Genomic DNA, 25,680 nt, shown 5'->3' with positions numbered 1-25,680 from the left:
CGAGTCCTCCCCAGGGCCTCGGATCCGACGACGGTCGACAGAGGTCTCCGGCGGGACGACGGCGTCGGCCTCGGGACGACACCATCGCCTCATGACGAGCGAGTCGATCGGCCCTTACCGCGTGCTCTCCCGGCGCCTCGACGGCGGGGTGGAGCGCATCCTCGCCGAAGCACCCGGCGGGTCGCGCGTCGTGCTCAGGAGGCGCGGGTCGGGCTCGGCAGGACGCTCTCCCGTCGCCGAGGCGGTCGCCTTCGCGCGCGCGGACCACCCGCACGTCGCGCCCCTGGTCGACGTGCTGACGAGTGCGTCGGGCGAGCTCGTGCTCGTCTTCGAGGACCTCGGCGGCGACCCGCTCGCCTCGTGGCTCGCCGCCAGGGGGCGTCCCGAGCCGGGGGAGGCCATCACCCTCGTCGTGCCCGTGCTGGATGCGGTCCAGCACCTGGCCCGTCGGGGGACGGCCATCGGTGCTCTCGACGTCGACGACGTCGAGATCGACGCCCGCGGGGCCCCTGTGCTGGTCGGCGTTCGGCAAGCGGCCGCCGGGCCGGACGCCGAGCGCGCCTCGTTGCCCGTGGCGGCGCAGTTCGCCCGGGCCGTCGTCGAGCGCGCGGCTCGACCGGCGTCGCGGGACTCGACGCCGACCCTGGACGCGACGAGCTTCGAGTCCCTCGTCGAGTCGGTCTTCGACCTCGGCGAGGCCGTTCCGCTCTCGAGCGTCGACGACGTGGTCGAGGGCGTCGACGACGGTCTCGGGGGAGACCCCCACGTGTCGGCCCTCGAGGACGAGCCGGTCATGCGGGGCTGGCTCGCGCTCCTGCCCGAATCGGAGGCGCTCGACCGGGTGATCGCCGGTGTGCGGGACCTGCGACCGCGACAGGTGTTCACCGCCCTCGGGGCCGTTCGACGGCGCTACCGACTGCTCGCGGCGGGCGCCGTCGTCGTCGCCGGTGCAGCGGTCGTCCTCGGGACGGCTTCGTCGGCACGCCACGACGGCTCCGACGACAGGGTGAGTACGGTCTCGGCCGGTGCTGAGTCCTCCACGCCGGGAGATCCTGCAGGCGACTCCCCGGGGACCGTCACGACAGCACCTTCTCGGTCGGGTGGAACCGGATCTCTCGACGAGGTGGAGGCGCTCGTGGTCGGTGACGATGCCGGCGCAGCCGCCGAGGTGCTCCTGGCGGCGCGTCTGGAGTGCCTGCGCGACGTGACACCCAGCTGTCTCGACGCCGTCGACCAACCGGGCTCACCGATCGCGCTCCGCGACGCGGCCGTGCTCGACGACCCCTCGCTGGCCGGCGGGGCGACGGTCGCACTCGAGTTGACCGGCGGGGCGTCACGAGCAGGCGGGACGGTCGTGCTCGAGGCGACGGGCCCCCACGGCGAACCGGCCTCGGTCCTCGTGATGAGGACCGAGGCCGGTTGGCGGCTTCGAGACGTGTTCGTCGATCGGTGAGGTCCGGCCTCACCCGACGGGCGTCAGATGCCGAGCTTGGACGAGAAGTCCCCGCCCTCGAGACGCTCCTTGACGGCGACCAGGAAGCGCGCAGCGTCGGCACCGTCCACGATGCGGTGGTCGTACGACAGGGCCAGGTAGACCATGGACCGGATCGCGATGGACTCCGATCCGTCGGCCTTGATGACCACCGGGCGCTTGACGACGATGCCGGTGCCGAGGATGGCCACCTGCGGCAGGAAGACCACCGGGGTGTCGAACAGGGCACCTCGCGAACCCGTGTTCGTGACGGTGAACGTGCCACCGGCCAGCTCGTCGGGCTTCAGCTTGTTGTCCCGCGTGCGCTGTGCAAGGTCGGCGATCTGACCGGCGATGCCCGCGAGGTCGAGGTCGGAGGCGTTCTTGATGACGGGCGTCAGCAGGCCGCGCTCGGTGTCGACCGCCATGGCCACGTGCTCGTGGTCGGGGTAGACGATCGAGTCGCCGTCGACGGTGGCGTTCAGCTTAGGGTGCGCCTTGAGTGCCTCGGCGGCCGCCAGGGTGAAGAAGGGCAGGAAGGACAGCTTGTTGCCGGTCTTCTCGAGGAAAGCACCCTTGTTCGCGTCTCGGAACGCCGCGACCTTCGTGACGTCGACCTCGACCACGCTGGTCAGCTGAGCCATGGCCTGCATCGACTGGACCGCGCGCTCGGCGACGACCTTGCGGAGGCGCGACATCGGGACGGTCGTGCCGCGCAGCGGCGAGACCTCGATCGGTGCGGGACCGGTGGAGGCCGGTGCCGACGTGGTCGAGGACGCGGCGGTCTCGGCAGCCTCGGCGGCGGCGAGGACGTCCTCCTTGCGGATGCGACCCCCGACACCGCTGCCCGTCAGGGTCGAGATGTCGACGCCCTTCTCGTTCGCCAGCTTGCGGACGAGCGGGGTGACGTAGCCGACGGGCGCACCGCTGCTCGGGGCCGGGGTGGCGGGTGCCGACGTCTCGGATGAACCCGTGGCGGGTGACGGGGTCGGTGCCGACGGGGCCGGCTGCTCGCTGCTGGGCTGGGTGGCCTCGGGCTGCGAGGCGGCAGGCTGCTGGCTGACAGCTTCCTGCTGTGCCGCAGGAGCCGGATCGACGGCGGGAGCGGGCTCGGGCGCGCTGGCCGCGGAGTCCTCGCCCGGGGCGGGTGCGGCGGACGAGGCGACCTCGGCCTCTTCGGCCTCTGCTTCGGCGGGTGCCGCGGGAGCCTGCTCGGGCTCTGCGGCGGCTTCGGGCTCGTCCGCGGGTGCCTCGGCGGCACTGCCGTCTCCGATGCGGACCAGGGCGGTGCCGACCTCGACGGTTTCGTCCTCGGCGACGAGGATCTCTTCGATCACACCGGCGACGGGCGAAGGGATCTCGGTGTCGACCTTGTCGGTCGAGACCTCGAGCAGCGGCTCGTCGACCTCGACGCGGTCACCGACGTTCTTCAACCAGCGGGTGACCGTACCCTCGGTGACACTCTCACCGAGTGCCGGGAGGTTGACGGATTCGCTCATCTGTGGGGCTCCTTTGACGACATTTGTGTGTCTGTGATTGCTGTGGTGGTGATGCGGGCCCCTGCTTCGCAGGAGCGATGGTGCGCGGGATCTACATCGCGTGGAGCGGCTTGCCCGCGAGGGCCAGCATGGCTTCTCCGAGGGCTTCGTTCTGGGTGGGGTGCGCGTGGATCAGGGGGGCGACGTCTTCCGGGTAGGCCTCCCAGTTGACGGCGAGCTGTGCCTCACCGATCAGTTCTCCGACGCGGGCGCCGATCATGTGCACGCCGACGACGGGGCCGTCGACCACGCGGACGACCTTGACCGAGCCGCTCGTGCCGATGATGTGGCTCTTGCCGTTGCCCGCGAGGTTGTAGTCGTAGCTGGTGACCTTGTCGGCGCCGTACTGGTCGGCGGCCTTGACCTCGGTCAGGCCGACCGATGCGACCTCGGGGTCGGAGTAGGTCACCTTGGGGATGTTCACGTCGGAGATCACCTGCGGCTTGAGGCCCGCGATCTCTTCGGCGACGAAGATGCCGTGCTGGAAGCTGCGGTGGGCGAGCTGCAGGCCGGGCACGATGTCGCCGAGGGCGTAGACGCCGGGGACGTTGGTCGCGAGGCGTTCGTTCGTCAGGACGAAACCGCGGTCCATCGTGATGCCGACCTCTTCGTAGCCGAGACCCGCGGTCGAGGGGCCACGGCCGACGGCGACGAGCATGAGGTCCGCCTCGAACGTCTTGCCGTCCTCGAGGGTGACGACGACGCCGTCGTCGTTCTGCTCGACGCCCTGGAACCGAACGCCCAGTGAGAAGGCGATGCCGCGCTTGCGGAAGGCGCGCTCGAACTGCTTCGAGATCGACTCCTCCTCGTTGGGGACGAGGTGGGGCAGAGCCTCGACGATGGTCACGTCGACGCCGAAGCTCTTCCAGACGCTGGCGAACTCGACGCCGATGACACCGCCGCCGAGGATGACGACCTTGTTCGGCACGTGGTCGAGCGCGAGGGCGTGCTCGCTCGTGATGACCTTGCCGCCGATCTCGAGACCGGGGAGGCTGCGCGAGTACGAGCCGGTGGCGAGCACGACGTTCTTGGCCTTGAGCGTGGTCTCGCCGACCTGGACGGTCGACGGCGAGGTCAGCTTGCCCTCGCCCTCGACGGTCGTGATGCCACGAGCCTTGACGAGCCCTTGGAGACCCTTGTACTTGCTGGCGACGATGCCCTCGCGGTACGAGGTGACGGCTGCGATGTCGATGCCGTGGAAGTCGGTGTTGACGCCGTACTTGGCGGACTCGCGAGACACGTCGGCCACCTCGGCCGAGTGGAGCAACGCCTTGGTGGGGATGCAGCCTCGGTGGAGGCAGGTGCCCCCGACCTTGTCCTTCTCGACGAGTGCGACGCTCAGGCCCAACTCGCTCGCTCGCAGCGCTGCGGCGTATCCGCCGCTCCCGCCACCGAGCACCACCAGGTCAAAATTCTGTTCCGACACCCAGCAACTCCCTCGTGCGTCCGCGGTGCCCCGACGCCGAGGCGGGGCCGTCGCGGTGGCGACGACGCCCGTCCCCGTACCGATCGCACCGTTCGGCGGCGTCGTCGTGACGCACGTCGGCGGATGCCCTCGGGGGACCGATCTCAGCGGGTTTCTCCCGCTCCCACGACCTTACTACGCAGCGGAAAACTTGTCGGCCAGCTCGATCAGGGTCCGGACGGTCACGCCCGTCGAGCCCTTGGCCGTGTAGCCGTAACCGCCGCCCTTGTTGTTTGACGGCCCCGCGATGTCGAGGTGCGCCCAGGGGATCGGCGTGGACGTGCCCTCGCGCGATCCGACGAACTCGTTCAGGAACACGCCGGCCAGCAGCATGCCGGCCGCCGTGTTGCCCGGGGTCGCGTTCACGAGGTCGGCCACGTCGGAGTTCAGGCGCGCGCGCAGCTCGGCGGCCAGCGGCATGCGCCAGAACGTCTCGCCCGTCGTGTCGGCGAGCGACACGATCTCGGACGCGAGGTCGTCGTTGCCCATGACGCCGACGTAGCGCATGCCCAGGGCGACGACCTGGGCGCCCGTGAGGGTGGCCACGTCGACGATGGCGTCGGGTTGCTCGTCGCTCGCCGCGACCAGGCCGTCCGCCATGACCAGTCGGCCCTCGGCGTCGGTGTTCGTCACCTCGACGGTGGTGCCGCCCTTGATGGTGAGGACGTCGTCGGGTCGGATCGCCGTGCCGCTCGGCATGTTCTCGGCGATGCAGAGCCACGCGGTGAGTCGCACGGGCAGCCGGAGCTTCGCCACGGCCACCGTCACGGCGAGGACCGTCGCGGCCCCCGTCATGTCGTCCTTCATGCCGAGCATGCTGGCGGCGGGCTTGAGGGACAGCCCGCCCGTGTCGTACGTGATGCCCTTGCCGACCAGGGCCAGGTGCTTCGCGGCTCCGGCGGGGGAGTACTCGACCTTGACCAGCCGGGGTCCGCGGCTCGACCCCTGGCCGACGCCGAGGATGCCTCCGTACCCGCCGTCGCGGAGACCGTCCTCGTCGAGGACGGTGACGGAGAGGGCGTCGTCCGCGGCATGCGCCACGGCGAAGTCGGCGAGTGCCTGGGGGTACATCTGCTGAGGGGGAGTCGTGGCCAGGTCGCGGACGGTGTGTACGGCCTCGGCCACCACGGTCGCACGCTCGAGGACGGAGTCCTGCACGTCGGCCGACGTCGCCAGGACGATGTCGCGGGCGTGTCGACGGGTGTCGGACGCCGAGGCGTGGCGGAACGCGTCGAACTCGTACGAGGCGATCGCGGCGCCCTCGAGGGCGGCCAGCGCGTCGGCGGCGTCGCCCACGGGCAGAGCCAGGACGACCCGGTCGACGGCGGTGAGCTGACGGACGGCCGAGCCCGCGGCGTAGCGGAGGCTCTCGGCCGTGACGGAGTCGCCCAGGCCGACCAGGGCAACGATCGAGGCGGTGACGCCGGTCGCGGGGACCTTGACGAGTTCGTCCCGGGCGCCGGTCACCCCCAGGGCGGCGAACGACTCCGCGAGCCCCGGGACCTCGAGGGTCGGCTCGGGGCCGTCGGCCCCCTTCACGACGCCGACGACGAGGACGTCGGCCTCGGCGGCGATCGGATCGGACGGCAGGACGGAGAGCGTGGCGACGGTCATCGGCCCATCGTATCGACCGTGGTGTTCGCTCTCGGCACGTGGTCGTGCGCCCCTCCCGTCGACGCCCGGTGCCTAGCATGGAGACCATGCACGACCCCGCAGCTCTCTACGACATCACCCCCGACGCCGACGACGTACCCGAAGGCCTGCCGCTCGTCGCCGGCCTGACCGGGTTCGCCGACGCGGGCTCGGCGGTGAGCCAGCTGGCGGAGTACGTCCTCGACACCCTCGACCACACCCTCGTGGCGACCTTCGACGCCGACGAGCTCCTCGACTACCGGGCCCGTCGCCCGACCTTCACCTTCGACCAGGACCACATCTCCGAGATCGAGCCCTCGACCCTCTCGCTGTACCTCGTCCACGACGACCTCGGTCAACGGTTCCTCCTCCTGGCCGGGTTCGAACCCGACTTCCAGTGGCAGCGCTTCACCGCGGCCGTCGTGCAACTCGTCGAGCGCTACCGCGTCTCGACCACGACCTGGGTGCACTCCATCCCGATGCCCGTGCCCCACACCCGTCCGATCGGGGTCACGGTCAGCGGCAACCGCTCCGACCTGGTCGAGGCGATGTCCGTGTGGAAACCCGTCACCCAGGCGCCCGCCAACGCGTTGCACCTCGTCGAGCACCGCCTCGGCGAGACGGGTCACCCCACGGCGGGCTTCGTCCTGCTCGTGCCGCACTACCTGGCCGACACCGAGTTCCCCGACGCGGCCGTGGCGGCGCTGTCGAGCATCAGCGCCGCCACGGGGCTGATCTTCCCGACCGATCGCCTCCGCGAAGAGGGTCGCGACTTCATGGTCAAGGTCGACGAGCAGGTCGCCGGCAACCACGAGCTGTCCCGGTTGGTCGCCACGCTCGAGGAACGTCACGACACCTACATGCAGGGCAACCCGCTGCCCTCTCCGCTGACCGACCAGGACGGCCAGGTTCCCTCGGCCGACGCCCTGGCCGCCGAACTGGAGAAGTTCCTCGCCACCCGGCGGGTGGACGGCGAGGGCGACGACCGCTCCTGACCGGCACCGCGCCTCCCGGGTCCGTTCCGACCGGGTGGCGCAGGAGGCGCGGGCCGGCGGCCAGCCCGCGGTCGGCTAGGGTCGCGGGGTGAACTCCGCACGTGCCTGGCTCGTCTGGGGAGCCGCCGTCTTCGCCTACGTCGTCGCCGTCCTGCAGCGGTCGTCGCTCGGCGTCTCGGGCGTCGAGGCGCAGCACCTCTTCGGCGTCTCGGCCTCGACCCTGTCGACCCTGGCCGTCGTGCAGCTCGTCGTCTACGCGGGGCTGCAGATCCCGGTCGGCGTCCTGCTCGACCGGGTGGGACCCAAGAGGCTCATCGTCGCCGGTGCCGTCCTGCTGGCCGCGGGCCAGCTCGTCGTGGCGCTCTCGCCGCCGACCATCGGCGTGGCCGTCGTGGGGCGCGTGCTCGTCGGCGCCGGCGACGCGATGACCTTCATCTCGGTGATCCGCCTGTTGCCCTCGTGGTTCCGTGGCCCGATCCTGCCGCAGGTGTCCCAGTGGACCGGCAACGTCGGACAGCTCGGCCAGGTCCTGTCGGCCGTGCCCCTGTCGATCGTCCTGCACGGGGCGGGGTGGGGCCCGGCCTTCCTCAGCGCGGCATCCCTCTCGGTCGTCGCCGCCGTGGTCGTGCTCCTGGTCGTGAAGGAGTCGCCGACCGGACGCGTCCGCTCCGAGGCGGTCGTCAGCTGGACCGACGCGGGCCGACACCTGGGACAGAGCGTCCGCCGCCCGGGGACCCGGCTGGGGTTCTGGTCGCACTTCGTGACGCAGTCCTCGGGCACGGTCTTCAGCCTCTTGTGGGGCGTTCCGCTGCTGGTGGGCGGTCTCGGCTTCTCGACCGGGGAGGCCTCCGGCATGCTCTCGCTGCTCGTGCTGTCGGGCGTCGTCGCGGGGCCGGTCCTCGGGGTGCTGGTCGCCCGGTACCCGATGCGACGTTCCAACCTCGTCCTCGGGATCGTCACGGTGCTCGCCGTCGTCTGGACGGCGTTGCTGGCGTGGCCCGGGACGCCACCTCACTGGCTCGCGTACGTGCTGGTCGTCGTGCTCGGGGTGGGCGGGCCGGGCTCACTGATCGGATTCGACTTCGCGCGGACGTTCAACCCGCTCCGTAGCCTCGGAGTGGCCAACGGCGTGGTCAACGTCGGTGGCTTCCTGGCGAGCTTCGTCATGATGTTCCTCATCGGCGTCGTCCTCGACCGACTCGACGCGGCCCGCATCGCCTCGGGACAGCCGAGCGACCTCTTCGCCTTCGAGTCGTTCCGCATCGCGCTGCTCGTGCAGTACGTGGTGGTCGGCGGCGGCGTGGTGGCCCTGCTCGTCGAGCGCCGACGCACCCGTCGGGGCCTGCGCCTCGAGGAAGGAATAGAGGTGGCGCCCCTCTGGGTTGCCCTGAACAGGAGATGGCAGGCCGCGCGCCGCCGGCCCCGACGGGGGCCGGAAGCCTGACGTCCCCTGTGTCGTCCGACACCGGTCGGACGTGCAATAATGGGATACGGACCCGTTCATGTCCATCGATCGAGTTCACGAGTCGGCACAGTCGGCGCGCTTTCGATCGGGGACTTGACATGGGTCCTAGTACTGCCCGAATTCGGCCGACGCCCAGTGCCGGTCGACGTCCCCACCGGCGCACGTGAACGCGACGATCGCGTCCGGTCCGGAACGTACCGAGAACTGAAAGGTGTTCGCATGGCTACACGCAGCAAAGCGACCGCGGCCCCCGACGAGGCCGTGACCGACGACACGGCCGTCGAGGCCGAGACCACGGCTCCCGCCGCCAAGAAGGCTCCGGCCAAGCGGGCTCCCGCCAAGAAGGCGGCGACCAAGGCTCCGGCCAAGACCGCAGCCGCCAAGAAGGCCGCCGCGGCCGAATCCGCCGACGACGAGGTCGACGCCGAGGCCGCCGTCGACCCGGTCGACGCCGACGGCGAAGGCGCGAAGCCCGCCCCCGAGATCCTCCCGACCGGTGCGCTCGTCATCTCGCAGGACGACGACGACGAGATGCCCGTCTACTCGACGACCATCACCGGCGCGACGGCCGACCCCGTCAAGGACTACCTGAAGCAGATCGGCAAGGTCGCCCTGCTGAACGCGGCCGAAGAGGTCGAGCTCGCCATGCGCATCGAGGCGGGCCTGTTCGCGGACGACAAGCTCGCCAACAGCACCGGCCTGAGCCGCGAGCTCGAGCGCGAGCTGCGCTGGGTGTCCCGCGACGGTCAACGGGCCAAGAGCCACCTGCTCGGTGCCAACCTCCGACTCGTGGTCAGCCTCGCCAAGCGCTACACCGGCCGTGGCATGCAGTTCCTCGACCTGATCCAAGAGGGCAACCTGGGTCTGATCCGTGCCGTCGAGAAGTTCGACTACACCAAGGGCTTCAAGTTCTCCACGTACGCCACTTGGTGGATCCGTCAGGCCATCACGCGTGCCATGGCCGACCAGGCCCGCACGATCCGCATCCCGGTGCACATGGTCGAGGTCATCAACAAGCTCGCCCGCGTCCAGCGCCAGATGCTGCAAGACCTGGGACGCGAACCCACGCCCGAAGAGCTCTCCCGTGAACTGGACATGACGCCCGAGAAGGTCGTCGAGGTTCAGAAGTACGGTCGCGAGCCCATCTCGCTCCACACGCCTCTGGGTGAAGACGGAGACAGCGAGTTCGGTGACCTCATCGAGGACACCGAGGCCGTGGTGCCCGCCGACGCCGTCGGATTCACGATGCTGCAGAAGCAGCTCGAGTCGCTGCTCGACAGCCTGTCCGAGCGTGAAGCCGGCGTCATCCGCATGCGCTTCGGCCTGGGCGACGGCATGCCGAAGACCCTCGACCAGATCGGTGACACGTTCGGCGTGACGCGCGAGCGCATCCGCCAGATCGAGTCCAAGACGATGGCGAAGCTCCGCCACCCGTCGCGTTCGCAGTCGCTCCGCGACTACCTCGAGTAGGCCCGTGCGTTACCTGGTCCCCGTGCTGGCCGGCCGACTCGTCCGGGCGGTCGCCCGGTTGCGGGGCGGCGGGTCCGCCTACCCGGGGCAGACCGTCCTGAAGCTCGCGCCCGATTTCCTCACGCACGTCTCGTCGCAGTTCGAGCGCGGCGTCGTGTTCGTGCTCGGATCGAACGGCAAGTCGACGACGACGATGATGCTGACCGAGACGCTCCGGGCCCACGGGCTCAAGGTGTTCACGAACCCGACGGGTGCCAACCTGCCTCAGGGCATCGCGTCGGCCTTCCTCCGCGAGGTGACGCCGTTCGGTCGCGTCCGCGACGACATCGGCGTGATCGAGGTCGACGAGGCGTTCGCCGTCGAGTTGACGAAGTCCCTGCACCCCTCGACGGTGCTCATGCTCAACGTGCAGGTCGACCAGCTGTACCGGTTCTTCGAGACCGAGCGGGTCGGCACGATGATGACTGACACGGCTGCCGCGGCCACCGCCGCGGTCGTGACGAACCGCGACGACCAGCACCTGGGCCCGTACCAGGCCGTCGGTCGCCAGACGGTGACCCGCTTCGGTGCCTCACCCGAGGTCGTCTCCGCGTCACCCAACGGCCTCCAGAACGCCAACGACTTCAGCCGTGAGGCCGACACCTCGTTGACCGCCGAGACCGAGGTGACGGCGATCACGGGCACGGGCGCCACCATCACCGTCTCCGGCACCCCGATCGACGTCCGGCTGCCGGCGCGTGGTCTGCACTACGCCGTGGACGCCGCCGCGGCCCTCCAGACGGCTTCGATCGTCCTGGGGCACCCGGTCGACCCGACCGCCGTCCAGCGGGCTTTCGAGAGCATGAAACCGGCCTACGGTCGCGGTGAGCGCATGTCCCTCGGCGCCGACGAGGCCGAGTTCATCATGTTCAAGAACGCGGCGAGCCTCCAGATGAACCTCGACGCGCTCCCGCAGGGCGTGGAGCAGGTCATGTTGGCGATCGACGAGGGCACGCCCGACATCTCGTGGATCTACGACATCGACTTCTCGCACCTCGACCACGTCGACGTCCTCGCGGGGGCGAAGGCCTGGCAGTTGGCCTTGCGACTCGAGCACGAGGGCATCCCCGTCCACGTGATCGAAGAGGACATCTCGAAGGCCATCCGCCTGATGCGGGCACTCCCGTCCCCGAGCGACAACACGAAGCACTTCGTGACGAACTACGAGCAGATGATGCTGGCCCGCCGCATCCTCGGCCACCCCGACCTGGAGAAGACCGCGTGAGCGACGACGTCCTCCGAATCGTCCACCTCTACCCGGAAGAGCTCGGTGTGAGCGGTGATCGGGGCAACGTGACGACTCTCGCGGTGCGCGCGCGCCGAGCCGGGGTCGACAGCACCGTCCTCGAGTACCGGGTGGGTGACGACGTTCCGACCGTGGCCGACGTGGTCGTGGTGGGGCACGGTCCCTTGTCCGGGGTCCGAGCCGTCGCCGCCGACGCTCGTCGCCTCGCGCCGGCACTCGAGTCGTTCGCCGCCTCCGGTGTCCCGGTGGTGGCAGTGGGAGGCGGTCTCGAGCTCCTGAGCCGCGGAGTCGAGGGCGTCGACGGCGAGTCAGTCGAGGGAGTCGGTTTCTTCGACGCGGTGGTCCGCCGCGGGGCTCCTCGTCGGACGAACTATCTGCAGGTGACGACCGACTACCAGGGCGACGAGATCACCCTCTTCGGATTCGAGGACCATGCCGCCCACCTCGAACTCGGGACGGACGCCGAGCCGTTCGGTTCCGTGGTCCACGGCGGTGGGAACGGCGACGGCCGCGAGGGGGTGCGCCGGGGCGTGTCGTTCGGCACCCAGCTCAAGGGACCGGTCCTGCCTCTCAACCCCGCCCTGACCGATCGGGTCCTGCGAGTCGCGTTGAGCCGCCGCATGATCTCGTACTCGGCGGGCGCCGGGCACGCCAAGCTCGACGAGTACGCCGCCGCGTCGCAGAAGGTGATCGCCGACAACCTCGAACGCTCGTTCAAGGCCATGTGACGACGTCCGCACCGCGACACGACGAAGGCCCCGCATCGATCGGATGCGGGGCCTTCGTCGTGCTGCCGACCCGGGCTGTGGTCCGGGGCGGCGCCGTGTCTCAGTGCGCGAGGAGCTTCGAGCTCTCGTCGAGCCATTCGATGGCGGTGGGCTGCAGTTTCTCTTTGAACTTCGCGCCGTGGTGGGCGCAGAAGAGAAGTTCGCCGGTGGCCATGGTCGCGCGGATGTAGGCCTGGGCTCCGCAGCTGTCGCAGCGGTCCGCAGCGCTCAACTGGTAGCGGGAGCCGAGCTCGTCGACGGCGGTCTGGTCGGTGGCCATCTGAGTCATGTGATGCTCCTCCTGACGGTGGTGCGGTGGGTGAGACACTCATCAAAACACGCCGACGTCCGTATCGCGTGACATCGGCCCCGGATTTCGCTCATCGCGTAGCGGAGACCGGTCCGTCGAGTGTCGGGACCGCCGTGTCGGCGGCCCTCGATAGGCTGTAACGCGGCCACCGCCTCCCCGCATTCCCGTCGTCGAGAGATGGCGGCGGGCCCTTCAGGAGAACCATGCCCCCCACCTCGTCCGCACCAGCCTCCGACTACTCGGCCCGGCACCTCTCGGTGCTCGAAGGCCTCGAGGCCGTGCGCAAACGTCCAGGCATGTACATCGGGTCGACTGACTCTCGCGGCCTCATGCACTGCCTCTGGGAGATCATCGACAACTCGGTCGACGAGGCGCTCGGGGGGCACGGCGACACGATCGACGTCGTGCTGCACTCGGACGACAGCGTCGAGGTCCGCGACAGCGGCCGCGGCGTGCCCGTCGACATCGAACCCAAGACCGGGCTCAGTGGCGTCGAGGTCGTGTTCACGAAACTCCATGCCGGCGGCAAGTTCGGCGGCGGCTCGTACACGTCGTCCGGTGGCCTCCACGGCGTCGGGGCCTCCGTCGTCAACGCGCTGTCCGAGAGGCTCGACGTCGAGGTCGACCGGGGTGGCAAGACGTACGCCATGTCGTTCCGACGTGGCGAACCCGGCACGTTCGACGACGAGGGCGAGCCCACCCCCGATTCACCGTTCACCCCGTTCGTCTCGGGCAGCGTGCTCCGCGAGGTCGGCAAGACCAAGCGCGGTGTCACCGGCACCCGGGTGCGCTACTGGGCCGATCGGCAGATCTTCACCCGGGGGGCTTCGTTCCAGACCGACGAGCTCTCGGCCAGGGCGCGACAGACGGCCTTCCTCATCCCGGGGCTCACGCTCACGCTGCGCGACGAGCGTGCGGGCTCGCTCACCGACGGCGGCTTCCCCCTCGAGAGCACCTTCCGCTTCGACGGGGGCATCAGCGAGTACGTCGAGTTCCTCGCGCCAGACACGGCGGTGACCGACACGTGGCGCCTGACCGGGTCGGGCACCTACACCGAGACGGTTCCCGTGCTCACGGACGGCGGTGCCATGATCGCGACCGAACTCGAGCGCCAGTGCGACGTCGACATCGCACTGCGCTGGGGCGGGGGATACGAGACCGTCTTCCGCAGCTACGTGAACATCATCGCCACGCCGAAGGGCGGATCGCACCAGACCGGCTTCGAGACCGGGCTGCTGAAGTTCGTCCGGCAGCAGGTCGAGGCCAACGCCCGTCGCCTCAAGGTGGGCAACGACAAGATCGAGAAGGACGACGTCCTGGCCGGCCTGACGGCCGTGCTCACCGTGCGCCTCCCCGAGCCGCAGTTCGAGGGCCAGACCAAAGAGATCCTGGGCACGCCGGCCGTGCGGGCGATCGTGGCGAACGTCGTGGCCACCGAGCTGGGCTCGCTTTTCACGTCGACCCGGCGAGAGGACAAGGCCCAGACCGCCCTCGTGCTCGACAAGGTCGTCGCCGAGATGAAGACCCGAATCGCCGCCCGGGCGCACAAAGAGACCCAGCGTCGCAAGAACGCCTTGGAGAACTCGACCCTGCCGGCCAAGCTCGTCGACTGCCGGTCGAACGACGTGGCGAACAGCGAGCTGTTCATCGTCGAAGGCGACTCCGCGTTGGGCACGGCCAAGGTCGCCCGCAACAGCGAGTTCCAGGCGCTCCTGCCGATCCGCGGCAAGATCCTGAACGTCCAGAAGGCCTCGGTCAGCGACATGCTGTCCAACCTCGAGTGCGCCTCCATCATCCAGGTCCTGGGGGCCGGGTCGGGGCGGTCCTTCGATCTCGAGGCGGCCCGCTACGGCAAGGTGATCATCATGAGCGACGCCGACGTGGACGGTGCCCACATCCGGACGCTGCTGCTCACGCTGTTCTTCCGGTACATGCGACCGATGATCGAGGCCGGTCGCGTCTTCGCGGCTGTTCCCCCGCTGCACCGGGTGGTCGTGATGCACCCCGGCAGCAAGCCCAACGAGACGATCTACACGTACTCAGAGAAGGAGCTGCACGGCGTCCTCGCGGGGCTCAAGCGCACCAACAAGAAGTTCCAGGACCCCATCCAGCGGTACAAGGGTCTCGGCGAGATGGATGCCGAACAACTCCGGACCACGACGATGGAACGTCAGAACCGCATGCTGCGGCGCGTCAGGGTCGACGACGCCGAGAACGCCGCGCGGGTCTTCGAATTGTTGATGGGCAATGACGTCGCCCCTCGCAAGGAGTTCATCATCGACGGAGCCGGTCTCAGCCGCGACCGCATCGACGTCTGAGTCCCGACCGACTCGTGGCCGACGAGGACGGCGCCGCCTCTCGACTCCGAGGAGCGGCGCCGTCTCGGTGAGTCGTCCGAAGGGTCACTCCCCGGGTTCGGCACCGGCCTCGAGGCCTGTGGCCGAGTCGGTGATGTGGGCCACCGAGGCCCCGACGGACCCGACGGGTGCGTCGAGGGGCGTGCCTGACCCGTCTCGGCGTGAGAGCTCGGTCGGCAGGCTCCGGACGGAGCCGTCCGGGCCGACCGCCTGCGCGGGGGCCGGTCCGACCCAGGCCAGCGACAGGGCGTCTTCGCCCTTGAGCAGCGAGTGGGACCGGACGCCGCCCGTGGCGCGCCCCTTGCCCGGGTACTCGTCGAAGGCGCTGAGCTTCGCACGTCCGGGGTCGGTGCCGGCGATCGTCGAGCTGCTCGACGACACCGTCGCGACGACGGCCTCGTGACCCGCGGGCACGGCGCCGAAGAAGATCACGCTCGCGTCGTCCGGGAGGTTGATGCCGGCCACCCCGCCGCCGGCGGGCCCTTGCGGTCGGACCGCAGAGGCCGTGAACCGGAGCAACTGCGTGGCGGAGGTGACGAACACGAGTTCGTCCTCGTCGACCCCCTGGGCGACGCCGACGACCTGATCGCCCTTCTTCAGGCTGATGACCGGGAAGTCGGGTCGGGCGGGGTACTGGCCGGTCGCGACTCGTTTGACGACACCCCGGGCCGTACCCAGCGCGATGCTCCGATCGGCGGTGAGCGAGACGAGCCCGAGCACACGTTCTTTCTTGTCGACCAGGCCGATGTAGTCCCTGATGGGCACGCCCGCACCGAGCTGGACCGACGTGGGTGGCACCGACGGGAGGTCGACGGGGGTGAGCCGGACGAGACGCCCGAGGTTCGTCACGGCTCCGATCTCGGTCCGCGTGGTCGTGTCGATCGACGACAGGACGGCATCGTGCTTCGTACGCCGGGCCGGGGGAGTGGGGGCCGCGGAGTCGGGGTCGAGGTGGTCCACGCGCAGGACGCGGCCCGTCGTCGAGAGGAACACCCGGGTCGGGGTGTCGGCGATCTCGAGGACGGGGGCGGACCTGCTGCCGCGACCCGTCGTGGCGACGCTCGGCTTGGCCTCGGTGAGGAGGGTCCGCCGCGGGGTGCCGAACTGTTCCGCGATCTCGCCGAGCTCGCTCGAGACGAGAGCGCGGAGGCGGGCCGGGTCGGCCAGCAGGTCCTTGAGGTCGGCGATGGCCGCGAGCAGCTCGTCACGTTCGGCCTCGAGTTCGATGCGACTGAACCTGGTCAGCCGGCGCAACTGCAGGTCGAGGATGTACTCGGCCTGGATCTCGCTGAGGTCGAACACCTCCCGCAGCCGAGCGCGGGCGGCGGCCGTGTCGTCGCTCGTCCTGATCACCTGGATGACCTCGTCGATGTCGACGATGGCGACGAGCAGGCCCTCGACGAGGTGGAGGCGGTCCTCTTTCTTGGCCAGCCGGTAGCGGCTGCGACGCGTGACGACCGACAGGCGGTGGGCGACGTAGACCTCGAGCATCTCTTTCAGCCCGAGCGTGCGCGGCTGCCCGTCGACCAGGGCGACGTTGTTGATGCTGAAGCCGTCCTCGAGCGGCGTGTACCGGTAGAGCTGTTCGAGGACGGCTTCGGGGCTGAAACCCGTCTTGATCCCGATCACGAGACGGAGACCGTGCTTGTGGTCGGTGAGGTCGGTGACGTCCGTGATGCCGGTCAGCTTCTTCGCCTGCACCCCGTCCTTGATCTTCTCGATCACCTTCTCGGGCCCCACCAGGTACGGCAGCTCGGTGACCACGAGTCCGTTCTTCCGCGCGGTGATGCTCTCGACGCCGACCCGCGCCCGGGTCTTGAAACTGCCCCGACCCGTCGCGTAGGCGTCGCGGACCCCGGCGAGCCCGGCGATCGTGCCGCCGGTGGGCAGGTCGGGCCCGGGCACGAACGCCATGAGGTCGTCGAGGCTCGCGTCGGGGTGGTCGATGAGGTGTCTCGCGGCGCCGACGACCTCGACGAGGTTGTGGGGCGCCATGTTCGTGGCCATGCCCACCGCGATGCCGCTCGCACCGTTCACCAACAGGTTCGGGAAGGCCGCGGGAAGCACCTCGGGCTGCATCAGCTGGTTGTCGTAGTTGGGGACGAAGTCGACGACGTCCTCGCCGAGTCCCTGCGTCATGGCCAGCGACGCCTCGGCGAGACGGGCCTCGGTGTACCGCGGTGCGGCGGGCCCGTCATCCAGCGAGCCGAAGTTGCCGTGCCCGTCGATGAGCGGTACGCGCATGGTGAAGGGCTGCGCCTGACGCACCATGGCGTCGTAGATCGCGGTGTCGCCGTGCGGGTGGAGCTTGCCCATGACCTCGCCGACGACGCGCGCGCTCTTCACATGGCCGCGGTCGGGCCGCAGGCCCATCTCGGACATCTGGTAGAGGATGCGGCGTTGAACCGGCTTGAGGCCGTCCCGGGCGTCGGGGAGCGCCCGCGAGTAGATGACTGAGTACGCGTACTCGAGGAACGACCCCTGCATCTCGAGCGAGACGTCGATGTCCTCGATGCGTTCGCCGTGGTCGGGGCTGCTCGTGTTCTCGGTGGTGGTCATGCACTTCTCACGGATCGGGGTGGACGGGGCACCCGATCGTCGCTGTGCCAGACTGGGGCCGGTGTCCTCCATCGTACCGGCGCGCCCCCGGGGGGCCGTGAGCCTGGCCGACGTGGTGCCCTCGTGTCTCGCGTCCCTCCGGGGTGAGGTGAACGCGCTCCGACTGCCCGCCGCGCGGGCCGCCGTCGTCGTCCTGGTGGACGGCCTCGGCCAGGTCGCCCTCGGAGCCCGCCGAGGCCACGCCCGGACGTTGTCGGGCGTGAAGGGCAGCCTGTGGTCCGGGTGGCCCACGACCACCGCGGCGGCGCTCACGACGCTGACGACCGGGGCGCTCCCCGGCGAGCACGGCCTCGTCGGCTACTCCGCCCTCGACCCCGAAAACGATCGTGTGGTCAAGCAGCTCTCGGGGTGGGACGACCGCATGCGACCCGACGAGTGGCAACGCCGTCCCACCCTGTTCGAGACGGCCCCCGACGTGGAGTCCCACGCCGTGGGCCCCAAGCGCTACCGATCGTCGGGGCTGACCGAGGCCATCCTCCGGGGCGCCACCTACGACGTGGCGGAGAGCGTGGCCGACCGCTTCGCGACCGCGGCGAGGCTCGTCGACTCGACCCGCGCCTCCTTGGTGTACCTCTACGTCCCCGAACTCGACATGATCGCCCACCGTGCCGGATGGGAGTCCGACGAGTGGATCGACGCCCTCGAGGGCGTCGACGCCGAGGTGCGGAGGCTCGAGTCCACGGTCGCACCCGACGTCGGGGTGATCGTGACGGCCGACCACGGGATCGTCGACGTCGCCGAACGGCGACGCATCGTGTTCGGGGGGACGCCGGCCCTGGTCGACGGGGTGAGGCACGTGGCGGGGGAGCCCCGCTGCCTGCAGCTGCACCTCGAGCCCGATGCGGACGAGTCCCGACGGAATGCGTTGCTCGACGCCTGGCGGTCGGCCGAAGGGGATCGGGCCTGGGTGCTGACCCGGGCCGAGGCGGTCGAGGGCGGTTGGTTCGGTGACGTGCACCCCGAGGTGCTCCCGCGCATCGGCGACCTGATCGTCGCCGCCCGGCGGGGCGTCGCCTACTACGACGGGCGAGATCGCGGCGGTCAGCCCGGCACGATGATGGGTCACCACGGGTCGTGGTCCGACGACGAGACCTTGGTTCCCCTGCGGACGTTCGGCGCCTACCGGCGGTGACGGGTCGCCGACCCGGGCAGAGGGGTCAGGCGGGGTCGTCGTCCGAGCGTGCTCCGAACACGATCTCGTCCCAGCTCGGCATGGAGGTGCGCCCCCGGGCCTTCTTCGTTGACTGAGCCGCGCTGGGCATCTCGCGACGGCCTGCCCGTCCCCGGCTGCCCCGGATGCCCGTGGGCTGGACCGGTGCGTCGTCCGCGGAGGCATCGCCTCGGGTCGACCGGTCGGGCAGCACGGGCGTGGGCTTGGTGGCCCCCTCGGGCAGGTCGAAGTCGTCCAGGGGGACGTCGATCACGCGGATCGTCCCGGTGACCGGGTGGTCCGAGCGCCCGTCGTCGTCCGAGAACCGGGCGGCCTCGCGTTCTCCGCGACGACGCCGGAGGGCCTCGAGCAGGTCGGCGGTCTGGTCGTGCCCGCTCGCGTCGTCCGGCGCTCGGTTGGCGGCAGCGAAGGAGGCGGTGCCCCGGACCCCGGGACGCAACCGGTCGGTCGCGGCCTCGGCCGGGAGCTCGACCTCGTCGACCTCGTCCACCAGGAAGGCGCCGCTATCGAAACGACCCGAGGCGTCGTCGTGGCGTGGCTCGCGGGACACGGCCCGCAGACGCGGCACGAGCGGACCGGCCTCCTCGCCGTGCTGGGAGAGCCGGTGGGCGTCGCCGCCGAGAGGGGCCAGGACCGACTTCTTCGGGTCGAAGCGCCACGTCGCGTCACGCTCGACCTCGTGCGTGACGAAGGCCAGGTGGACCACCCAGCCGTGCTCGGCGTCCTTGTAGGCGCTCCACTCGCGCTGCGAGGTCTCGGCACCGTCGAGACGCTCGTCGATGACGGCTCCGAAGGTCGTCGCCTGCACGCCGGAGGCCGCGTCGTCGGCGACGGACACCGTGACGGCCCGAGCGCTCTCGAGGACGAAGGCACGCTCGGCCAGGACCGGTCCTTCGAACCGGTGCACGTAGTCGAGGTCGGCACCGGTCAGGTCGGCGACCTGCTGCGGTGTCTTGCCCGCCCGGACCAGAGCCTGGATCTCGCGCGGCGGTGCCTTCCTCTCGACCGGCGCGTCACCCGGGCTGGCCGCCCGGAGCTGGGAGTGGAGGGTGTGGGTGACGGGAAGGCGGTACTCGCCACCGGCGTCGGTGGAGACGAGCAGAGCTCCGCTCTGGACGCCGATGACCCTGAGATCCTGCATTTTCCACGCCTTTCACCGTCGTGATCCGGTGCCAAGAGTCGCACGTCGGCACCCGTTCTCGCGGGAATACGACGGGCGTGCCGTCAGTTCTTCCGAGGCGGCTGAAAGGCCGTGGGAACGGGTTTGCTATTCGACAACGAGTGATGCAAACTGCACCCGCCGAATCGGGCACACGAACGACCGAAGAACTGGATGGGCATGGCCACCGACTACGACGCACCTCGCAAGAACGACGACGACGGCTCGGAGTCGATCGAGGGGCTCAAAGAGAGGGTCCCCGACAAGATGACCGGCGTCGTCGACGACGACGCCGACAACCCGGGCTCGTTCGAGCTCGCCGGACAGGACCTCTCGGACCTCGACCTCGACGTTGTCGTCCTCCCCCCGCAGGTCGACGAGTTCACCTGTGTCGAGTGCTTCCTGGTGAAGCACCGCTCGCAGCTCGACCACGAGACCAAGCTGGGCGCTATCTGCCGGGAGTGCGCCGCCTGAGCGCCTCCAACCGCCGGACGACCTCGTCAGGACGACGGGTCGACACCAACCAATAGGGTGCCGGGTCGTCGAGGTCCGTCAACGAGATCTTGACGACCGGTCGCACCCAGCCTCTGAAGAGGGTCCAGGCTCGCGCGTCGAGCCGGGGCCCTCTTTCTCGTGTCGCGTCGGCGCCGGTGAACCCCTCGGCCTCGCCGATCTCGTGGGCGTACAGACGGGCACGACCCGCGGTGAAGCCCTCGTCGTCGATCGTCAGCACGGGCGAGGTCAGGACGAGCAGGACGATGGCGGCCGCGTAGAACACGACGGCCATCACCACGCCGACGGTCGAGTTGATCGGCAGGAAGACCAGCAGGGTGGCAGGGACGAGCAACGCGCAGGCGATGAAGACGGAGAGCGGCGGGAGCAGGCGCTCACGGTAGGGGTTCATGACGTCCATTCGACCAGACTTCTGCACTAGCCTCGACACGTGCCCCAGACCCTCGACGTCCTCATCGCCGCCGAGGCGACCTCGATGCCCGTGTACTCCCACCCGGGCGACGCCGGCGCCGACCTGCTCTCGACGCACGACCTCGTGTTGCGGCCCGGGCATCGCGCCCTCGTCGGCACGGGTGTCTCCATCGCGCTGCCCGAGGGTTTCGCCGCGTTCGTCATGCCCCGCAGCGGACTGGCCGCCAAGCACGGCATCACCGTTGTTAACGCTCCGGGCACCGTCGACGCCGGCTACCGCGGCGAGATCAAGGTCTCGCTGCTGAACACGGACCTCGAGGCCGAGCACCACGTCGCCGTCGGCGACAAGATCGCCCAACTCGTCATCATGCCGGTCGTCCGCGCGACCTTCGTCCCCGTCGCGACGCTCCCCGAGAGCGTACGAGGGGCCGACGGGCACGGCTCCACCGGATACGCACACAACCCAGGAGGCACCGCGTGAGGAAGTCCAAACGCCGCGAGCAAGAACTGGCCGCCGTCGAGATCGACGTTGAGTCGACGGACGTCGACGACGTCGAGATCGACATCGAGTCCCTCGACGACACCGAGGTCGAGGTGTTCGACGACTCGAAGTCGGCACCCGAGGACCGTGCCGACGTCGGCCCTCTGGACGAGACCGAGGCCAACCCCGTCCGTCCTTACGTCGACCTCGGTGGCGTCAAGATCCTGCCCCGAGAGGGGCTTCACCTCCGACTCGAGGTCGAAGAGGGAAGCAAGCGGGTCGTCGCCGTCGGCCTCGACTTCGCCAAGTCGACGCTGCAGGTGCAGCCGTTCGCCGCGCCGCGCACGACGGGCCTCTGGAACGAGATCCGGGGGCAGATCAGCGAGCAGATCGAGAAGCAGGGCGGCACGACGGCCGAGGTCGAAGGGCCGTTCGGTCCCGAGGTCCGCGCCGAGATCCCGGTCATGGGTGGCGACCCCGGCACGACCAGGCGAGCGCGTTTCATCGGCGTCGACGGTCCTCGATGGTTCCTTCGCGGCGTCATCGCGGGCGACGCGGCCCACGAGGGCGAGGCTGCCGAGAAGATCGAAGAACTCTTCCGCAGCATCGTCGTGGTCCGCGGTACGACCCCCATGCCTCCGCGCGAGCTGATCCCTCTGGCCATGCCGAAGGCCGGCCCGACCGACGCCCCGGGCACCACGCCCTCGGTCGTCTGACCCGACGTGTCCGCGTCCGACGAACGGCCCGACCCGGCTGATCCGTCGCCGCTCGACGACCCTCGGGTGTCGCTCGCGGCTCAGTTGCAGGCCGCCGCGCGGCGAGCCGGCATCGGCCAGGTCGCACCCGGCGAGGTGCCCACGGCGGCAGCGCTCCTGACGGCGATCGGTGGGGTGCGCGGGCTCGTCGAGTCCATCGTCCCCGGCCTCGGTTTCGTGGTTGTCTACACGATCACCCGAGACGTCGTCCCGTCGGTCCTCATCCCGCTGGTCCTGGCCGTGGCGTTCGTCGTCGCTCGGGCCGTCCAGCGCGGTCCGGTCGCCCAGGCACTCGCAGGCGTCTTCGGCATCGCCCTCTCCGCGGGGATCGCGCTGCTCTCCGGCCGGGCCGAGAACAACTTCGTCCCCGGGCTGCTCATCAACGCCGCCTCGCTCGCCGCCATGCTGGTCAGCATCGCCGTGCGTTGGCCCCTCATCGGCATCGTGGTGGGACTCCTCACGAACGACGGCACCGGCTGGCGGGCCGATCGGGCGAAGCGGCGCGTCCTCGTCCTGGCCACGTGGTTGTGGGCCGGGCTCTTCGCCGCCCGCCTCGCCGTCCAGGTGCCCCTCTGGCTGGCCGGTGACGTGGCCCTGCTCGGCACGCTCAAACTCGTCATGGGCGTTCCCCTGTACGCCGGGCTGCTCTGGGTGACCTGGCTGCTCGTCCGGACGGTCTATCGGGGACGCGAGGCGGCGGACGACGCGCGGGGCCCCTCGGCCTGACCCGCGCCTCCTGGTGCTATGTTTTGTCTCGACATCGAGACAAATCGCTGGGATCGGCCCCGGGGACACCCCGCGGACTTAGGCTGACCTCGCTGGTGGGCGTCGCGCGCACCGGCCAAGATGAGGGCGTAGTCAGCAAGGGAGACGGCACGTGTCTGCAATCAACAGTTTCGGCTCGAAGAACACCCTCACGGTCGGGTCCACCGACTACGAGGTCTACCGCATCGACGCGGTCGAGGGTTCTTCGAAGCTTCCGTTCAGCCTCAAGGTCCTCCTCGAGAACCTCCTCCGCACCGAAGACGGTGCGAACGTCACGGGTGACCAGATCCGGGCACTCGGCTCGTGGCAGCCCACCGCCGACCCCGACACCGAGATCCAGTTCACGCCGGCGCGCGTGGTCATGCAGGACTTCACCGGCGTGCCGTGCATCGTCGACCTCGCCACCATGCGCGAGGCCGTCGCCGAGCTGGGTGGAGACCCCACCAAGATCAACCCGCTGGCACCTGCCGAACTCGTCATCGACCACTCGGTCATCGCCGACCTCTTCGGCAGCGAGGACGCCCTCGAGCGCAACGTCGAGATCGAGTACGAACGCAACGGCGAGCGATACCAGTTCCTCCGATGGGGCCAGACGGCCTTCGACGACTTCAAGGTCGTGCCGCCGGGCACGGGCATCGTCCACCAGGTCAACATCGAGTACCTCGCGCGCGTCACCTACAGCCGTGAGGTCGGCGGCGTGCTGCAGGCCTACCCCGACACCCTCGTCGGCACCGATTCGCACACGACGATGGTCAACGGCCTGGGCGTGCTCGGGTGGGGCGTCGGCGGCATCGAGGCCGAGGCCGCCATGCTCGGTCAGCCCGTGTCGATGCTGATCCCCAAGGTCGTGGGCTTCAAGCTCTCCGGCTCGATCCCCACCGGTGTGACGGCCACCGACGTGGTGCTCACCATCACTCAGCAGCTACGTCGCCACGGCGTCGTCGGCAAGTTCGTCGAGTTCTACGGCGAAGGCGTGGCCGAGGTCCCCCTGGCCAACCGCGCCACCATCGGCAACATGAGCCCCGAGTTCGGTTCGACCGCCGCGATCTTCCCGATCGATGACGTGACGCTCGACTACCTGCGTCTGACCGGACGCTCGGACGAGCAGATCGACCTCGTCGAGCAGTACGCCAAACTGCAGGGTCTGTGGCACGACCCGTCGACCGAGCCCGTCTTCAGCGAGTACCTCGAACTCGACCTCGCGACGGTAGTCCCGTCCATCGCCGGGCCGAAGCGCCCGCAGGATCGCATCGAGCTCACCGAGGCCAAGTCGCAGTTCGAGGTCGACCTCGAGAACTACGCCGGCACGGACCACTCGCACGTCGACGCCGCGGTCGAGGGCACGTTCCCGGCCTCCGACCCGATCGGCTTCACCGCCGAGGACGACGACGAGGCCCAGCCGCACTCGATCTCGCACACGTCGCACGCCCCGGCCAAGGTGTCCAAGCCGACCTCGGTCGCCCTCGGTGACGGCTCGAGGTTCACCCTCGACCACGGCGCGGTCGCCATCGCAGCCATCACGTCGTGCACCAACACGTCGAACCCCTCCGTCATGCTCGCCGCGGGCTTGCTCGCCCGCAACGCCAGCCAGAAGGGGCTCAAGGCCAAGCCGTGGGTCAAGACGACCCTCGCGCCCGGTTCGAAGGTCGTCACCGACTACTACGAGAAGGCCGGACTCACCGCCTACCTCGAAGACCTCGGCTTCTACACGGTCGGCTACGGCTGCACGACCTGCATCGGCAACTCGGGCCCCCTCCTCGACGAGATCTCGACCGCGGTGCAGGACAACGACCTGGCCGTGACGGCCGTCCTGTCCGGCAACCGCAACTTCGAGGGTCGCATCAACCCCGACGTCAAGATGAACTACCTGGCGAGCCCGCCGCTCGTCATCGCGTACGCGCTGGCCGGGTCGATGAACTTCGACTTCGAGAACGACGCCCTCGGCACGGCCGACGACGGTACCGACGTCTACCTGCGGGACATCTGGCCCGACGCCGCCGAGGTGCAGCAGACGATCGACTCCTCCATCGACACCGGCATGTTCACCCACGAGTACGCGGGGGTGTTCGACGGTGACGAGCGCTGGCGCTCCCTGCCAACTCCCACCGGTGCCACCTTCGAATGGGACTCCGAGTCGACCTACGTCCGCAAGCCCCCGTACTTCGAGGGCATGACGATCGAGACCACCCCGGTCACCGACATCCGGGGCGCCCGCGTCCTGGCCAAGCTGGGCGACTCGGTCACGACCGACCACATCAGCCCCGCCGGGTCGATCAAGGTCGACAGCCCGGCCGGCCACTACCTCGACGAACACGGCGTCGACCGCAAGGACTTCAACTCGTACGGGTCCCGTCGCGGCAACCACGAGGTCATGATCCGGGGCACCTTCGCGAACATCCGCCTCAAGAACCAGCTGCTGGACGGTGTCGAAGGCGGTTACACCCGCGACTTCACGCAGGCCGAGGGCCCGCAGTCGTTCATTTACGACGCCAGTGCTCGCTACCAAGAGCAGGGGACACCCTTGGTCATCCTCGGTGGCAAGGAGTACGGCTCGGGATCGTCGCGTGACTGGGCCGCGAAGGGCACGAGCCTCCTCGGGGTCAAGGCGGTCATCACCGAGAGCTTCGAGCGCATCCACCGGTCCAACCTGATCGGCATGGGCGTGGTCCCCTTGCAGTTCCCGCAGGGTGAGAGCTGGGAGTCGCTCGGACTCGACGGCACCGAGCAGATCGACATCGCCGGGATCGAGCAGCTGAACGAGGGCACGACGCCGAAGACGGTCCACGTGACCGCCACTCCGACCGCTCACTCGCCCGAGGGCAAGCAGCCGATCGAGTTCGACGCCGTCGTGCGCATCGACACCCCCGGCGAGGCCGACTACTACCGCAACGGTGGAATCCTGCAGTACGTCCTGCGCAGCCTCGTCTGATCGACAGAACCCGCACCGACCAGACCCCCGGACGATCACCCGCATCGTCCGGGGGTCGTACGGCGTTCTCGCCGATCGCGTGCCTAGACTGGCGGGATGCCCGAGTGGGCCGAGAGGGAAGG

Annotated in this window: 20 protein-coding genes; 13 read left to right on the top strand and 7 right to left on the bottom strand. The window is 69.7% G+C overall.

All coding sequences use genetic code 11. The features are described 5' to 3' along the window. Window positions 1-91: 91 nt before the first annotated feature. Complete coding sequence (locus SJY14_RS10050; RefSeq protein ID WP_396598800.1) at window positions 92-1,453, top strand: hypothetical protein; 1,362 nt, start codon at window positions 92-94, stop codon at window positions 1,451-1,453. 23 nt (window positions 1,454-1,476) lie between these two features. Here the strand turns inward: SJY14_RS10050 and sucB are convergent, their stop codons facing one another. The 3 genes from sucB to SJY14_RS10035 all read right to left on the bottom strand — a co-directional run bounded on the left by sucB (window position 1,477) and on the right by SJY14_RS10035 (window position 6,088). Then, window positions 1,477-2,970: a 2-oxoglutarate dehydrogenase, E2 component, dihydrolipoamide succinyltransferase gene (gene sucB / locus SJY14_RS10045; protein WP_396598799.1), complete on the bottom strand. Its 1,494-nt coding sequence runs from the start codon at window positions 2,968-2,970 to the stop codon at window positions 1,477-1,479. A gap of 91 nt (window positions 2,971-3,061) precedes the next feature. Beyond that, entirely contained in the window at window positions 3,062-4,435 is a 1,374-nt protein-coding gene (lpdA, locus tag SJY14_RS10040) for a dihydrolipoyl dehydrogenase (RefSeq protein WP_043592668.1), read from the bottom strand. Window positions 4,436-4,609: 174 nt separating this feature from the next. Beyond that, window positions 4,610-6,088: a leucyl aminopeptidase gene (locus tag SJY14_RS10035; protein WP_396598798.1), complete on the bottom strand. Its 1,479-nt coding sequence runs from the start codon at window positions 6,086-6,088 to the stop codon at window positions 4,610-4,612. A gap of 86 nt (window positions 6,089-6,174) precedes the next feature. Between SJY14_RS10035 and SJY14_RS10030 the strand changes: the two genes are divergently transcribed. The 5 genes from SJY14_RS10030 to SJY14_RS10010 all read left to right on the top strand — a co-directional run bounded on the left by SJY14_RS10030 (window position 6,175) and on the right by SJY14_RS10010 (window position 12,049). Then, entirely contained in the window at window positions 6,175-7,101 is a 927-nt protein-coding gene (locus SJY14_RS10030; protein ID WP_043592852.1) for a proteasome assembly chaperone family protein, read from the top strand. Window positions 7,102-7,189: 88 nt separating this feature from the next. After that, a complete protein-coding gene (locus SJY14_RS10025; RefSeq protein ID WP_396598797.1) occupies window positions 7,190-8,545 on the top strand; it encodes a nitrate/nitrite transporter in 1,356 nt (451 codons plus the stop codon). 240 nt (window positions 8,546-8,785) lie between these two features. Continuing rightward, window positions 8,786-10,036: an RNA polymerase sigma factor gene (locus SJY14_RS10020; RefSeq protein WP_396598796.1), complete on the top strand. Its 1,251-nt coding sequence runs from the start codon at window positions 8,786-8,788 to the stop codon at window positions 10,034-10,036. Window positions 10,037-10,040: 4 nt separating this feature from the next. Next, the gene (locus SJY14_RS10015; protein ID WP_396598795.1) at window positions 10,041-11,300 is read left to right on the top strand and encodes a MurT ligase domain-containing protein; all 1,260 of its coding nucleotides are present in this window, start codon (window positions 10,041-10,043) and stop codon (window positions 11,298-11,300) included. Then, window positions 11,297-12,049 carry a hypothetical protein gene (locus SJY14_RS10010; RefSeq protein WP_054146013.1) on the top strand — a complete coding sequence of 251 codons (753 nt, stop codon included), beginning with the start codon at window positions 11,297-11,299 and terminating at the stop codon, window positions 12,047-12,049. The genes SJY14_RS10015 and SJY14_RS10010 overlap by 4 nt, the downstream gene beginning before the upstream one ends. Before the next feature lie 100 nt (window positions 12,050-12,149). Here the strand turns inward: SJY14_RS10010 and SJY14_RS10005 are convergent, their stop codons facing one another. After that, a complete protein-coding gene (locus SJY14_RS10005) occupies window positions 12,150-12,377 on the bottom strand; it encodes a hypothetical protein (protein WP_043592677.1) in 228 nt (75 codons plus the stop codon). Between the two features lie 224 nt (window positions 12,378-12,601). Here SJY14_RS10005 and SJY14_RS10000 point away from each other — a divergent pair, with 224 nt between their 5' ends. Then, a complete protein-coding gene (locus SJY14_RS10000; RefSeq protein ID WP_396598794.1) occupies window positions 12,602-14,716 on the top strand; it encodes a type IIA DNA topoisomerase subunit B in 2,115 nt (704 codons plus the stop codon). A gap of 84 nt (window positions 14,717-14,800) precedes the next feature. Here the strand turns inward: SJY14_RS10000 and SJY14_RS09995 are convergent, their stop codons facing one another. Further along, window positions 14,801-17,314: a DNA topoisomerase (ATP-hydrolyzing) subunit A gene (locus SJY14_RS09995; RefSeq protein ID WP_071253475.1), complete on the bottom strand. Its 2,514-nt coding sequence runs from the start codon at window positions 17,312-17,314 to the stop codon at window positions 14,801-14,803. A gap of 61 nt (window positions 17,315-17,375) precedes the next feature. Here SJY14_RS09995 and SJY14_RS09990 point away from each other — a divergent pair, with 61 nt between their 5' ends. Then, complete coding sequence (locus SJY14_RS09990; RefSeq protein ID WP_396598793.1) at window positions 17,376-18,506, top strand: alkaline phosphatase family protein; 1,131 nt, start codon at window positions 17,376-17,378, stop codon at window positions 18,504-18,506. A gap of 25 nt (window positions 18,507-18,531) precedes the next feature. Here SJY14_RS09990 and sepH read toward each other — a convergent pair whose 3' ends face one another. Next, window positions 18,532-19,686, bottom strand: coding sequence for a septation protein SepH (gene sepH / locus SJY14_RS09985; protein WP_396598792.1), 1,155 nt, complete (start codon window positions 19,684-19,686; stop codon window positions 18,532-18,534). Between the two features lie 198 nt (window positions 19,687-19,884). On the opposite strand from sepH, the gene SJY14_RS09980 reads away from it, so the two are divergent. Then, window positions 19,885-20,178, top strand: a complete 294-nt coding sequence (locus SJY14_RS09980) for a DUF4193 domain-containing protein (RefSeq protein WP_043592858.1) — start codon at window positions 19,885-19,887, stop codon at window positions 20,176-20,178. Here the strand turns inward: SJY14_RS09980 and SJY14_RS09975 are convergent. Next, entirely contained in the window at window positions 20,153-20,617 is a 465-nt protein-coding gene (locus SJY14_RS09975; protein WP_396598791.1) for a DUF3093 domain-containing protein, read from the bottom strand. The genes SJY14_RS09980 and SJY14_RS09975 overlap by 26 nt on opposite strands. 30 nt (window positions 20,618-20,647) lie before the next feature. Here SJY14_RS09975 and dut point away from each other — a divergent pair, with 30 nt between their 5' ends. From dut to acnA, 4 genes are all read left to right on the top strand, one after another. Then, window positions 20,648-21,109 (top strand): dUTP diphosphatase, encoded by a 462-nt coding sequence (gene dut / locus SJY14_RS09970; RefSeq protein ID WP_177174731.1) that lies wholly within the window; start codon window positions 20,648-20,650, stop codon window positions 21,107-21,109. A gap of 77 nt (window positions 21,110-21,186) precedes the next feature. Beyond that, on the top strand, window positions 21,187-21,825 hold the full coding sequence (locus tag SJY14_RS09965; protein ID WP_043592861.1) for a DUF3710 domain-containing protein: 639 nt from the start codon (window positions 21,187-21,189) through the stop codon (window positions 21,823-21,825). A 6-nt stretch (window positions 21,826-21,831) separates the two neighbouring features. Continuing rightward, window positions 21,832-22,590 carry a DUF3159 domain-containing protein gene (locus SJY14_RS09960; protein ID WP_071253470.1) on the top strand — a complete coding sequence of 253 codons (759 nt, stop codon included), beginning with the start codon at window positions 21,832-21,834 and terminating at the stop codon, window positions 22,588-22,590. A gap of 151 nt (window positions 22,591-22,741) precedes the next feature. Further along, the gene (gene acnA / locus SJY14_RS09955; protein ID WP_396598790.1) at window positions 22,742-25,558 is read left to right on the top strand and encodes an aconitate hydratase AcnA; all 2,817 of its coding nucleotides are present in this window, start codon (window positions 22,742-22,744) and stop codon (window positions 25,556-25,558) included. The last annotated feature ends 122 nt before the right edge of the window (window positions 25,559-25,680 follow it).

It is taken from the genome of Frigoribacterium sp. R86507 (genome assembly GCF_044597695.1).
Taxonomy (GTDB): Bacteria; Actinomycetota; Actinomycetes; order Actinomycetales; family Microbacteriaceae; genus Frigoribacterium.
This window is presented reverse-complemented; position numbering and strand designations above follow the sequence as displayed.